11 protein-coding genes are annotated in these 12859 nt (G+C 68.4%); 1 reads left to right on the forward strand and 10 read right to left on the reverse strand.

Annotated features, from left to right (window positions below):
• Nucleotides 1–112: 112 nt before the first annotated feature.
• From KCH87_RS06400 to KCH87_RS06430, 7 genes are all read right to left on the reverse strand, one after another.
• On the reverse strand, nucleotides 113–1318 hold the full coding sequence (locus tag KCH87_RS06400) for an acyl-CoA dehydrogenase family protein (RefSeq protein ID WP_210584857.1): 1206 nt from the start codon (nucleotides 1316–1318) through the stop codon (nucleotides 113–115).
• 2 nt (nucleotides 1319–1320) lie between these two features.
• Nucleotides 1321–1833: a MaoC family dehydratase gene (locus tag KCH87_RS06405; RefSeq protein WP_210585019.1), complete on the reverse strand. Its 513-nt coding sequence runs from the start codon at nucleotides 1831–1833 to the stop codon at nucleotides 1321–1323.
• Nucleotides 1834–1838: 5 nt separating this feature from the next.
• Nucleotides 1839–2804, reverse strand: a complete 966-nt coding sequence (locus KCH87_RS06410) for a CoA ester lyase (RefSeq protein ID WP_210584858.1) — start codon at nucleotides 2802–2804, stop codon at nucleotides 1839–1841.
• Entirely contained in the window at nucleotides 2801–4828 is a 2028-nt protein-coding gene (locus KCH87_RS06415) for a protein meaA (RefSeq protein WP_210584859.1), read from the reverse strand. The genes KCH87_RS06410 and KCH87_RS06415 overlap by 4 nt, the downstream gene beginning before the upstream one ends.
• Before the next feature lie 11 nt (nucleotides 4829–4839).
• Nucleotides 4840–6177 carry a crotonyl-CoA carboxylase/reductase gene (ccrA, locus tag KCH87_RS06420; protein WP_210585020.1) on the reverse strand — a complete coding sequence of 446 codons (1338 nt, stop codon included), beginning with the start codon at nucleotides 6175–6177 and terminating at the stop codon, nucleotides 4840–4842.
• A 418-nt stretch (nucleotides 6178–6595) separates the two neighbouring features.
• Entirely contained in the window at nucleotides 6596–7405 is an 810-nt protein-coding gene (locus KCH87_RS06425; protein WP_210584860.1) for a TetR family transcriptional regulator, read from the reverse strand.
• Between the two features lie 184 nt (nucleotides 7406–7589).
• Nucleotides 7590–9395, reverse strand: a complete 1806-nt coding sequence (locus KCH87_RS06430; protein WP_210584861.1) for a 3-hydroxyacyl-CoA dehydrogenase family protein — start codon at nucleotides 9393–9395, stop codon at nucleotides 7590–7592.
• Between the two features lie 404 nt (nucleotides 9396–9799).
• Here KCH87_RS06430 and KCH87_RS06435 point away from each other — a divergent pair, with 404 nt between their 5' ends.
• The gene (locus tag KCH87_RS06435) at nucleotides 9800–10375 is read left to right on the forward strand and encodes an adenylosuccinate lyase (RefSeq protein ID WP_210584863.1); all 576 of its coding nucleotides are present in this window, start codon (nucleotides 9800–9802) and stop codon (nucleotides 10373–10375) included.
• 12 nt (nucleotides 10376–10387) lie between these two features.
• On the opposite strand, the gene KCH87_RS06440 is transcribed toward KCH87_RS06435, so the two are convergent.
• Genes KCH87_RS06440 through KCH87_RS06450 form a run of 3 tightly spaced genes read right to left on the reverse strand, consistent with a single transcriptional unit; the run spans nucleotide 10388 to nucleotide 12828 of the window.
• The gene (locus KCH87_RS06440; protein WP_210585021.1) at nucleotides 10388–10885 is read right to left on the reverse strand and encodes a GNAT family N-acetyltransferase; all 498 of its coding nucleotides are present in this window, start codon (nucleotides 10883–10885) and stop codon (nucleotides 10388–10390) included.
• A 20-nt stretch (nucleotides 10886–10905) separates the two neighbouring features.
• A complete protein-coding gene (locus KCH87_RS06445) occupies nucleotides 10906–11187 on the reverse strand; it encodes a Rid family hydrolase (protein ID WP_210584866.1) in 282 nt (93 codons plus the stop codon).
• A gap of 51 nt (nucleotides 11188–11238) precedes the next feature.
• Nucleotides 11239–12828 (reverse strand): alpha/beta hydrolase, encoded by a 1590-nt coding sequence (locus KCH87_RS06450; protein ID WP_210584868.1) that lies wholly within the window; start codon nucleotides 12826–12828, stop codon nucleotides 11239–11241.
• Nucleotides 12829–12859 lie beyond the last annotated feature (31 nt).

Raw genomic sequence — 12859 nt, forward strand, 5'->3', positions numbered from 1 at the left:
ATCGTACCGGGCGCGGGCCGCAACTGGGCAAGCCAGGCAGCCGAGTCGACGGCCGAAGAGTGTTGACGGGGTGTGATCTTCTTCGCGAAGAAAACACCCCGAACCAGGACATCTAGCCCTGGAGTCGATACTCTTCGAGCAGCCTGCGACCGATGATCATTTTCTGGATCTCGGCGGTACCTTCACCGATCAGCAGCATCGGAGCCTCCCGGTAGAGGCGCTCGATCTCGTACTCCTTGGAGAAGCCGTAGCCGCCGTGGATCCGGAAGGCGTCCTCGACGACCTCCTTGCAGTACTCGGAGGCGAGGTACTTCGCCATCCCTGCTTCGAGGTCGTTTCGTTCCCCGGAGTCCTTTTTGCGTGCCGCGTTCACCATCATCGCATGCGCGGCCTCGACCTTGGTAGCCATCTCGGCGAGCTTGAACTGGATCGCCTGGTGCTGGGCGATCGGCTTACCGAAAGTGTGACGCTGCTGGGCGTACTGGACGCCGAGTTCGAAAGCACGCTGAGCGACCCCGCAGCCACGCGCCGCCACGTTGACGCGGCCGACCTCCACACCGTCCATCATTTGGTAAAAACCGCGGCCGGTGACACCGCCGAGCACCCGATTGGCCGGAATGCGCAGGCCGTCCATGATGAGCTCGGTCGTGTCCACCCCCTTGTACCCCATCTTGTCGATCTTCCCGGGGATGGTGAGGCCCGGGCGGACCTCTCCGAAGCCGGGCTCCTTCTCGACCAGGAAGGTCGTCATCGACTTGTGGGGGGCCGTGCCCTCCGGGTGTCCTTCGTCACTCTTCACGAGGACGGCCACCAGGTTCGACGTTCCGCCGTTCGTCAGCCACATCTTCTGGCCGTTCAGGACGTATTCGTCGCCGTCCTTGACCGCCTTCGAGGTGATCGCCGACACATCGGAGCCCAGAGCAGGCTCCGACATCGAGAAGGCGCCCCGGATGTCACCGGCCGCCATCCTCGGCAGGAAGTGGTCCTTCTGCTCGTCGGTGCCGTGCTGCTTGAGCATGTACGCCACGATGAAGTGCGTGTTGATGATGCCGGACACCGACATCCAGCCGCGCGCGATCTCCTCGACACACAGGGCGTACGTCAGGAGGGACTCGCCCAGGCCGCCGTACTCCTCCGGGATCATCAGGCCGAACAGGCCCAGCTCCTTCAGGCCGTCGACGATCTGCTGCGGGTACTCGTCGCGGTGCTCCAGCTCGGTCGCGACCGGGATGATCTCCTTGTCCACGAAGTCGCGGACGGTGGAGAGGATCTCCTGCTGGATGTCGGTCAGACCGGCGGTCTGGGCGAGGCGCGCCATGGCTACTTCTCCTGCTGCTTCAGTTCGGGACGGCCCGGCTGCTCGCCGCCGCGCTCCTTGATGTACGTCTCGGTGGGCACCATCACCTTGCGGCGGAACACGCACACCAGGGTGCCGTCCTGCTTGTAGCCCTTGGTCTCGACGTAGACGATGCCGCGGTCGTTCTTCGACTTGGACGGCCACTTGTCGAGCACGGTCGTCTGGCCGTAGAGCGTGTCGCCGTGGAAGGTCGGCGCCACGTGCTTCAGCGACTCGATCTCCAGGTTGGCGATGGCCTTGCCGGAGATGTCCGGGACGGACATGCCGAGGAGCAGCGAATAGATGTAGTTCCCGACGACGACGTTCTTGCCGAAGTCCGTCGTCTGCTCCGCATAGTTGCTGTCCATGTGGAGGGGGTGGTGGTTCATGGTGAGGAGACAGAACAGGTGGTCGTCGTACTCCGTGACCGTCTTGCCCGGCCAGTGCTTGTACGTCGCGCCGACCTCGAACTCCTCGTAGGTGCGTCCGAACTGCATCGCGCTCACGCCTCCGGGATTTCGAACTTGCTGGTGCGCTGCATGCCGGCCGCGCGTCCCTTGCCGGAGACGACCAGTGCCATCTTGCGGCTGGCCTCGTCGATCATCTCGTCGCCGAGCATCGCGGAGCCCTTCTTGCCGCCCGCCTCGGAGGTGTAGTAGTCGTACGCGTCCAGGATCAGCTCGGCGTGGTCGTAGTCCTCCTGGGAGGGCGAGAAGATCTCGTTGGACGCCTCGACCTGGCCGGGGTGCAGTACCCACTTGCCGTCGAAGCCGAGCGCGGCGGCGCGCTGGGCGACCTCGCGGTAGCCGTCGATGTTGCGGATCTGGAGGTAGGGGCCGTCGATCGCCTGGAGGTTGTTGGCGCGGGCGGCCATCAGGATCTTCATCAGGATGTAGTGGTAGGCGTCCGCCGGGTAGCCGGGCGGCTGCTCGCCCACGACCAGCGACTTCATGTTGATCGACGCCATGAAGTCGGCCGGGCCGAAGATGATCGTCTCGACGCGCTGGGAGGCCGTGGCGATCTCGTTGACGTTGTTGAGGCCCTGGGCGTTCTCGATCTGCGCCTCGATGCCGATCTTCCCGACCTCGAAGCCCATCGTCTTCTCGATCTGGGTGAGGAGCAGGTCCAGGGCGACGATCTGCTGGGCGTCCTGCACCTTCGGCAGCATGATGCAGTCCAGGTTCGGGCCCGCGCCCTCGACCACCGTCACGACATCGCGGTACGTCCACTCGGTCGTCCAGTCGTTGACGCGCACGACCCTCGTCTTGCCCGTCCAGTCACCCTCGTTGAGGAACTTGACGATGGTGTGCCGGGCCTCGGGCTTGGCGAGCGGCGCGCACGCGTCCTCGAGGTCGAGGAAGACCTGGTCGGCGGGGAGGCCCTGTGCCTTCTCCAGGAAGCGCGGGTTCGAGCCCGGTACGGCCAGGCAGGAGCGCCTCGGACGCAGACGGTTGACGGGCGTGGTCATGCGGGGACCTCCAGGGGGTCGAGCTTGTTCGCTTTCCGGATCTCCTCGACGATGCGGCCGATGATTCCGGTGATGTCGAAGTCCTTCGGGGTGAAGACGGCGGCCACACCCGCGGCCCTCAGCTGCTCGGCGTCGCCATTGGGGATGATCCCACCGGCGATGACGGGTATATCTGTGGCACCGGCCACACGGAGCCGTTCCAGCACGTCCGGCACCAGTTGCGCGTGCGAGCCGGACAGGATCGACAGGCCCACCGCGTGCACGTCCTCGGCGACGGCCGCGTCCACGATCTCCTCGGGCGTGAGCCGGATGCCCTGGTAGACCACCTCGAAGCCGGCGTCACGCGCGCGTACGGCGATCTGCTCGGCGCCGTTGGAGTGCCCGTCCAGGCCCGGCTTGCCGACCAGGAAGCGCAGCTTGCCCACGCCGAGGTCACGGGCGGTCTCCTCCACCCGGCGGCGGACGAGCGCCATCGCGGTGCCCTCCTCGGCGGTCACCGCGACCGGCGCGGAGGACACGCCCGTCGGCGCCCGGAACTCGCCGAACACCTCGCGCAGCGCCCCGGCCCACTCGCCGGTCGTGACCCCGGCGCGGGCGCACTCCAGGGTGGCCTCCATGAGGTTGGCGGTGCCCTTCGCGGCCTCCTTCAGCCGCTCCAGGGCCTTGCAGGGGCGCGGGTGGTTGAAGGGCGGCTGATAGCGGGTGTCGCGCCAGTGCTGCAAGGACGCGACGACACGGGCCTCGACGGCCGGGTCGACCGTCTGGATCGCGGCGTCCAGGTCGGCCGTGAGCGGGTTCGGCTCGGTCGACTCGTAGATGTTGACGCCGACGATCTTCTCCTGGCCGGACTCGATACGAGCGCGGCGTTCGGCGTGGGACGCCACGAGCTGCGACTTGAGGTAGCCCGACTCGACGGCGGCCATCGCGCCGCCCATCTCCTGGATCCGGTCGATCTCGGCAAGGGACTCCTCGACGAGCCGGCCGACCTTCTCCTCGATGACGTGCGAGCCCTCGAAGATGTCCTCGTACTCCAGCAGGTCGCTCTCGTGCGCGAGCACCTGCTGGATGCGCAGCGACCACTGCTGGTCCCAGGGCCGGGGGAGACCCAACGCCTCGTTCCAGGCCGGGAGTTGGACGGCACGCGCGCGTGCGTCCTTGGAGAGGGTGACGGCCAGCATCTCCAGGACGATCCGCTGGACGTTGTTCTCCGGCTGCGCCTCGGTCAGCCCGAGGGAGTTGACCTGGACGCCGTACCGGAATCGGCGCTGCTTGGGGTTCTCGATGCCGTACCGCTCGCGCGTGATCTCTTCCCAGATCCGCCCGAACGCCCGCATCTTGCACATCTCCTCGACGAAGCGGACGCCCGCGTTGACGAAGAAGGAGATACGGGCGACGACATCGCCCATCCGCTCCGCAGGCACCTGGCCGCTGTCGCGCACGGCGTCCAGCACCGCGATGGCCGTCGACATCGCGTACGCGATCTCCTGGACCGGCGTGGCGCCCGCCTCCTGGAGGTGGTAGCTACAGATGTTGATCGGGTTCCACTTGGGGATGTGGGAGACCGTGTACGCGATCATGTCCGTCGTCAGCCGGAGTGAGGGCCCCGGCGGGAAGACATGGGTCCCCCGCGACAGGTACTCCTTGACGATGTCGTTCTGGGTCGTCCCCTGGAGCTTGGTGATGTCGTCACCCTGCTCCTCCGCGACGACCTGATAGAGCGCCAGCAGCCACATGGCGGTGGCGTTGATCGTCATCGAGGTGTTCATCTGCTCCAGGGGGATGTCCTGGAACAGCCGGCGCATGTCACCCAGGTGCGAGACGGGTACCCCGACCCGGCCGACCTCGCCGCGGGCGAGGATGTGGTCCGGGTCGTAGCCGGTCTGCGTCGGCAGGTCGAACGCCACCGACAGACCCGTCTGGCCCTTGGCGAGGTTGCGCCGGTACAGCTCGTTGGACGCCTCGGCGGTGGAGTGACCGGCGTAGGTCCGCATCAACCACGGCCGGTCCTTCTGACGCTCAGTCATGCAACGGCTCCTCAGATGTTCCGGAAGCGGTTGATCGCGTCGACGTGCTGAGCCCGCTTCTCGTGGTTGCGTACGCCGAGGCCTTCCTCGGGGGCCAGGCACAGGACGCCGACCTTGCCCTGGTGGAGGTTGCGGTGCACGTCGTAGGCGGCCTGCCCGGTCTCCTCCAGGGAGTAGACCTTGGACAGGGTGGGGTGGATCTTGCCCTTGGCGATGAGCCGGTTGGCCTCCCAGGCCTCGCGGTAGTTGGCGAAGTGCGAGCCGATGATCCGCTTCAGGGACATCCACAGGTAGCGGTTGTCGTACTCGTGGTTGTACCCCGAGGTGGAGGCGCAGGTGACGATGGTGCCGCCCTTGCGGGTGACGTAGACGGAGGCGCCGAAGGTCTCGCGGCCGGGGTGCTCGAAGACGATGTCGACGTCCTCGCCGCCGGTCAGTTCACGGATGCGCTTGCCGAAGCGCTTCCACTCGCGCGGGTCCTGGTTGTGCTCGTCCTTCCAGAACTTGTAGTCCTCGGCGGTGCGGTCGATGATCGCCTCGGCGCCCATGGCCCGGCAGATGTCGGCCTTCTGCTCGCTGGAGACGACACAGATCGGGTTGGCGCCACCGGCCAGCGCGAACTGCGTGGCGTACGAGCCGAGTCCACCACTCGCGCCCCAGATGAGCACGTTGTCGCCCTGCTTCATCCCGGCACCGTTGCGGGAGACCAACTGCCGGTACGCGGTCGAGTTCACGAGCCCCGGAGCGGCGGCCTCCTCCCAGCTCAGGTGGTCCGGCTTCGGCATCAGCTGGTTGGACTTGACGAGCGCGATCTCGGCGAGCCCGCCGAAGTTGGTCTCGAAGCCCCAGATGCGCTGCTCCGGGTCGAGCATGGTGTCGTTGTGGCCGTCGCTGGACTCCAGCTCGACGGAGAGACAGTGCGCGACGACCTCGTCACCGGGCTGCCAGGCGTTCACGCCCGGGCCGGTGCGCAGGACGACGCCCGCGAGGTCGGAGCCGATGACGTGGTACGGCAGGTCGTGGCGCTTGGTGAGCTCGCTGAGCCTGCCGTAGCGCTCCAGGAACCCGAAGGTCGACAGCGGCTCGAAGATCGAGGTCCAGACCGAGTTGTAGTTGACCGAGGAGGCCATGACGGCCACCAGGGCCTCGCCCGGGCCGAGCTCCGGCACCGGAACGTCGTCCAGGTGGATCGACTTACGGGGGTCCTTGTCGCGGGTGGTGAGCCCGGCGAACATCTCCGTCTCGTCCTTGTGCACGGTGATCGCACGGTACGACTCGGGGAGCGGCAGAGCGGCGAAGTCGGCCGGAGTCGAGTCCGGCGACTGGATCGCTTCCAGGATGTCCTTCACGGTCACGGTGTTGCCTCCGGCGATACGCGTCCTGAGGGAGGGACGCTGAGGGTTACGTCGGTGCTGCTGAGGGTTGGGTGAGGAATGCCGTCGGTTCGGCGGTGGTGCTTCGGCAGCGCTTTGTGGCGCGGGAGGTTGCCTGTGACGCAGGCGTCCGGGCGCGCAGGCCGGAGAGGCTTGCGGGGACAGCCGACGTACGAATGGTCTCTGCACGCCGGCCGCCCGGACTTATTCAACGTATGACACCGCGTGTCACCCCGCAAGGCACTGAGTGCCAGAAGTTGCTCTCAGGTGAAATCTTTACGTAACAAATGAGCGATGATCGATCGAATGGCCCATGAAATCTGCTCGAAAAAGGGCTCTGACATGCCAAAACGGCCACCCCGTGGGGTGGCCGTCATCACAGTGGTGAAGGGGCTCAGCGCTCCTTGAGGGCCTGTTCGATGGTGCGCATGACCTCGTCCAGCGGAGCGTCCGTACGGGCGACCGTCACCAGTACCTCGCCCTGCGTGGAGACCGTCGCCGCGGCCGCCTGCGGGGTCGTGGTGCGCCCCGCCCCGATGCCCGTGCCGAACGTCTTCCGTACGATCGCGAAGGCGTGGTCCAGCTGTGCCTCGACGTCTCCCTGGGCCCCGGCCCGCAGCCAGCGCCGCAGCACATGGTTGTGCGCGGTGACCACGGCGGACGCGGCGACCTCCGCCAGCAGCGGGTCGTCGTTGGCGTCGTCGTCGTGCGCGTGCTCGTCGAAGTGGCCGAGGAGATAGCGGGTGAACAGCCGCTCGTAGCGGGCCACCGACGCGATCTCCGCCTCGCGCAGCGTCGGCACCTCGCGCGTCAGCTTGTAGCGGGCGACCGAGATCTCCGGCCGGGCCGCGTACATCCGCATGACTTCCTTGATCCCGCGGCACACCGTGTCGAGCGGATGCTCGTGCGCCGGGGCGGCGTTGAGTACCGCCTCGGCCCGGATCAACGTGTCGTCGTGGTCGGGGAAGATCGCCTCTTCCTTGGAGCGGAAGTGCCGGAAGAACGTACGTCGGGCGACCCCGGCCTGCGCCGCGATCTCGTCGACGGTGGTCGCCTCGTACCCCTTGGTCGCGAACAGCTCCATCGCCGCGGCCGCCAATTCACGGCGCATCTTGAGCCGCTGGGCGGCCGCGCGGCTGCCTGCTGCACTCTCCGGCGCTTCGGGCGTAGCTGGTGTACGTGAGGACTTGGCGGGCTGGGACATGACCCGAACGTACTGCATGTGCGCAGCTCGATGCGCATGTCCCTGGTTTCTCCCGCCCGCCCGGCCCTGGTTTCCCCCGCCCGTCCCGCCCGCGGTTCCCCCGCCCTGGACGGGCGGGGGAACCGCGGCGGGATCGAGCAGGCCGCCCCAGTCCTCGGCGTCCCTGAACCAGTCGCCGGGACGATCAGCGCCGGGCATATTCGCGGAAGCCGCGGCCCGTCTTGCGGCCGAGGCAGCCCGCGGCCACCAGGTGCTCCAGGAGGGGTGCCGGCGCGAGCCCCGGGTCGCGGAACTCGCGGTGCAGGACCTTCTCGATGGCCAGCGAGACATCCAGGCCGACGACGTCGAGCAGCTCGAAGGGGCCCATGGGGTAGCCACCGCCCAGCTTCATCGCCGCGTCAATGTCGTCAAGAGATGCATAGTGCTCCTGCACCATCTTGATCGCGTTGTTGAGGTACGGGAAAAGCAACGCATTGACGATGAATCCAGCTCGGTCGCCACAGTCCACGGCATGCTTCTTGATCTTGACGCAGACCTCGTGAACCGTTGAGTGGACGTCCTCGGCCGTCAACACCGTACGGACCACCTCGACCAGCTTCATCGCCGGTGCCGGGTTGAAGAAGTGCATGCCGATCACGTCCTGCGGACGCGAGGTCGCGCGGGCGCAGGCGACGACCGGCAGCGAGGACGTCGTCGTCGCGAGGACCGCGCCCGGCTTGCACACCTTGTCCAGCGTCGCGAACAGCTGCTGCTTGATCTCCAGGTCCTCGGCGATCGCCTCGACGGCCAGATCGACGTCGGCGAAGGAGTCGTAGGAGCCGACGGCGGTGATCCGGTCCAGGGTCTGCGCGGCCACCTCCGCGGTCATCCGGCCCTTGTCGACAGACCGCGAAAGCGACTTGCCGATACGGGCCTTGGCGACCTGCGCCTTCTCCTCGCTGCGGGCGGCGAGGACGACCTCGTACCCGGCCTTCGCGAAGACCTCCGCGATACCGGACGCCATGGTGCCGGAGCCCGCGACACCGACGGAGCGGACGGGGCGGCCGGGGGTGTCCGGACCGCCGGCCGGCGGGGTGAGCGCGTCCCGCACGACGGTCGCGCTGCCCGGAGCCTCGTAGGTGTAGAAGCCGCGGCCCGTCTTGCGGCCCGTCAGGCCCGCCTCGCTCAGCTGCTTGAGGATCGGGGCGGGGGCGTGCAGCCGGTCGTGGGAGGCGGCGTACATGGCTTCCATCACCGTGCGGGCGGTGTCGATGCCGATCAGGTCGAGCAGGGCGAGCGGGCCCATCGGCAGCCCGCAGCCGAGCTTCATCGCGGCGTCGATGTCCTCGCGGGAGGCGTACTTGGCCTCGTACATCGCGGCGGCCTGGTTGAGGTAGCCGAACAGCAGCCCGTCCGCGACGAATCCGGGACGGTCGCCGACCGCGACGGGCTCCTTGCCGAGGTCCAGGGCCAGGTGCGTGACCGCGGTGACGGCGGTGGGCGCGGTCAGCACGGACGAGACGACCTCGACCAAGCGCATGGCCGGGGCCGGGTTGAAGAAGTGCAGGCCCAGCACGCGCTCCGGGTGGGCCGAGTCGGCGGCCAGCCGGGTGACGGAGAGGGCGTTGGTGCCGGTCGCCAGGATCGTCTCGGGCCGGACGATCCCGTCCAGCTCGCGGAAGATCTGCTGCTTGATCTCGTACGACTCCGGAGCCACCTCGATGACCAGGTCCGCGTCGGCCGCGGCCCGTAGGTCGGTGGAGGTGCGGACGCGGGCCAGAATGCCGGTGCGCTCCTGCTCGGTCAGCCGGCCGCGCTCCAGGGCACGGGCGGTCGAGGACTCCAGGGCGGCGACGGAACGGGCCGCCGCGGCCTCGCTGATGTCGATACCGACGACCTCGCGGCCGGCCTTGGCGAGGACCTCGGCGATGCCGGTGCCCATCGTGCCGAGGCCGACGACGGCAATGGTCTTGAGCGGGGACAGAGGGGTGTCGGACAGGGGAGTGGCCATCGCGGGACTCCAGGAATGAGGGTGACGACTGGGAGCGCGACCGGGTGCGCCAGGAGGCGCACGCCGGTTGCCGGGTGAGGAGTGCGGGTGTTGCCGGGCTGCGAGCGCACACGCCCGGTGCCGTCACCGCGGGCGTGCACACGCCCGGAGAACGGCGGATCGACCGGCTCTGTCCCGGAGCCGAGTCGTACTGAGGTACGCGAAGTACCGAACCGACCAGCGCCCCCACTGCCTTAAAGGCGTGGGAGGGACCCCCTTCGACGGCTGCGTCACCAGGCCGTCGTAAGCAAGTCCACGAGTGGTAACTCGCTCGATTGAGCTTAACTCGCGGGTAACGAGCGCGCCAGCCCCCGAGTTTGTGATGTAGGTCCCGGCCCGGTGGCGGCCCGTCTACTCTCGGCCTCATGGACGAAGAGTTGCGATCAGTCACGGAGCGCTTACGGCGGGAGTCGGGGGCGTCGGCGGCGTACGAGCATGTCGTGGCGACCGAGGACCTCGATGAACTGGCGGGTGTCCTCACCGCGCCGGGGCAGCCGCTGTGGGCCAGGGAGTTGGCGGCCTTCCGGCTGGGGCTGGCCGGTGACTGCCGGGCTTTCGAGGCTCTTGTCCTCCTCCTCAACCACCGTGACCCGCAGCGTTGCGCCGCGGCCGCGCACGCCCTCGCCCGTCTCGGCGATCCCCGTACGGCCCGGGCGGCCGCGGCCCTGGCCACCAACGAACTGCGCGTGGCCTACGCCCTGCACCCCGTCCGGCTCCTGGTCGAGCTGCGCGCACCCGAGTCCGCACCCGCGCTCATCACCACCCTGGAGCGACGGCTCCGCCCGCACGACCCCTACCGCAAGGTCGCCCTCGCCTGCGTGGAGGGCCTCGGCGCGCTCGGCGACACCCGAGCGAGACCCGTCCTCAAGGAGGCCCTCGCACATCCGGCACTCGCGGAAGCGGCGATGCGGGCGCTGACGCGGATTCCCGAGCAGGGGTGAGCGGTCAGCAGATCACGCCAACTCCCTTGCGTACCGCACCTCGGGGACCACGACGCCGGCCACCACGAAGGACTCCTCGGCACCGTCCGCGCGAAACCCCGCCCGCTCGTAGAAGTGCCGCGCACGGGCGTTGCCCTTGAGGACCCAGAGAAGCATGCGCCGGTGCCCGGCGGCCGCGCACCGCCGCACCGACTCCTGGAGCAGGGCCTGCCCGATGCCGTGGCCGAAGGACTCGGAGTCCACGTAGAGCGCGTACAACTCGACGTCCTCGGTGCGGACTTCACCGTTCCGGTAGGGGCCGTGGCAGGCCCAGCCCGCGGTCTCGCCGGCGCGGTCGGCGACGAGGTTCACCACACCGGCCTCGCTCTGCGTGAAGCGCGTGCGGCGGCGCTCGGCGTCCTCTTCGGCGCTCAGCCCGTCGAGGTACGACTGGGGCATCAGTCCCCGGTACGCGGTCTGCCAGCCACGGATCCGGATCTCCGCCACGCGGTCGCAGTCGGTGAGCCCCATCTCCCGTATGTGCAGGTCGGTCACGAGGGGAGTACCGCGAACGCCTCGATTTCCATCAGGAATTCGGGTCGGACCAGGGAGGCGACCTGTACGGCGGAGGCGGCGGCCAGGCAGCGGCGGAGGTTCTCGAAGATCTGGTGGGCCTGGGCGGCCGGGGCGCCCTCGCCGATCAGCTTGCCGTCCTCGTCCAGGGCGAGTTGGCCGGAGACCGCGACGAAACGGCCGGTGCCCATGACGACGTGCGAGTACTGCGCGGCGGCGGCGACCCCGTCGGGGGCGGGAATCCTGGTCAGATCGGTCATGCGTCCATGGTGGACCATGGGTCTGACAACTCCCCGCCCCCGACGGTGTACTCAGCCGCGGAAGCCGACCAAGCCGTGCAGTGTCGAGCCGCGTGAAGACGACGATGTCGACGCCGTCGAGCTCAGCGGTTCCGGATCGGGCAGCGCGGCGCACACCGCGTCGGCCTCACCGCTGCCGCGCGGCACCGTGCCGTCGGTCAGATACGCCGCCAGGTACTTGTCCAGACAGGCGTTCCCGCTCAGCGAGATGCCGTGGTTCCCGCCACCCTGCTCGACCACCAGGCTGGAGCCGCGCAGCAGACGGTGGACCGTGGCGCCGCCCTCGTACGGGGTGGCGGCGTCGTCGGTCGCCTGGAACAGCAGCGCCGGCGGCAGCTTGCCGTTGGCGACGTTCACCGGGTCCAGCGAGTCCGTCGGCCAGAATGCGCACGGCGCGTTGTACCAGGCGTTGTTCCAGGTCATGAACGGCGCCTTCTCGTACACCGCCCAGTTGTCCTTGCGCCACTGGTTCCAGTCGCCCGGCCAGTCGGCGTCACGGCACTGCACCGAGGTGTAGATGCTGTAGCCGTTGTCTCCCGCGGGGTCGATCGCGGCGAAGTTCTCGTACGCCTCGACCAACGGGTCGGCGTTCTTGTCGTTCACGTAGGCCGCGAACGCCTCGGCGAGGTAGGGCCAGTAGCCGTTGTAGTAGCCGCCCGGGAGGAAGGTGTCCTCGAGTTCGGAGGCGCCCACCTTGCCGCCGGCCGGCTTCTTGGCCAGCGCGGCCCGCATCGCGTACCACTTGGCCTCGATCCTGGCCGGGTCGGTGCCGAGCTTGTACGTCGAGTCGTACTTGGCGACCCACGCCATGAACGCCTGGTGACGGTCGTTGAAGGCGTAGTCCTGGGCGATGTTGTCCTCGTACCAGACGCCCGTGGGGTCGACGATCGAGTCCAGGACCAGGCGCCGTACCCGCTCCGGGTAGAGCTTTCCGTAGACCGCGCCCAGATAGGTGCCGTAGGAGTAGCCGAAGTAGTTGATCTGCTTCGCGCCCAGGGCGCCGCGGATCGCGTCCATGTCCTGTACGGCGCTGATCGTGTTGATGTACGGCAGTACATCCGCGTACTTCTCGCCACAGGCCTTGGCGAAGGACTTCGCGCGGACGAGGTTGGCCTTCTCGATCGCCCGTGTGCTCGGCACCGAGTCCGGGCGCACGGGGTTGAAGTAGCCGGGCTGGCAGTCGAGGGCGGGCTTGCTCGCGCCCACCCCGCGCGGGTCGAAGCCGATGACGTCGTACTGTGCCGCGACCGCCTTGGGGAGCGACGAAGCGACGAACCCGGCGAGCGTCAGACCGCTGCCGCCGGGGCCGCCGGGGTTGACCAGCAGCGGGCCCTGGTACTTCTTCGCGGTGTGCGGGACGCGGGACAGGGCGAGGGTGATCTGCCGCCCGTGCGGGTTCGCATGGTCGAGCGGCACCTTGAGGGACGCGCACTGGAGCGTCGGATAGTCGGTGGTGCCGCACTTCTTCCACGTGAGTCTCGCGGCGTGAGCGGTGGCAGCGGTGTCAGCGGTTCGTGAGGCACTCGCGTCGGCGGGGACGGCCGTGACGGTCCCGGCCACGACGACGGCGGCACCGCACAGCACGGCTGCGCGTTTTCTCATGGAGTCCTCCCAGGACGGAGGGTTTTCGGAC

It is taken from the genome of Streptomyces sp. GESEQ-35, assembly GCF_017948485.1.
Classification (GTDB): domain Bacteria; phylum Actinomycetota; class Actinomycetes; order Streptomycetales; family Streptomycetaceae; genus Streptomyces.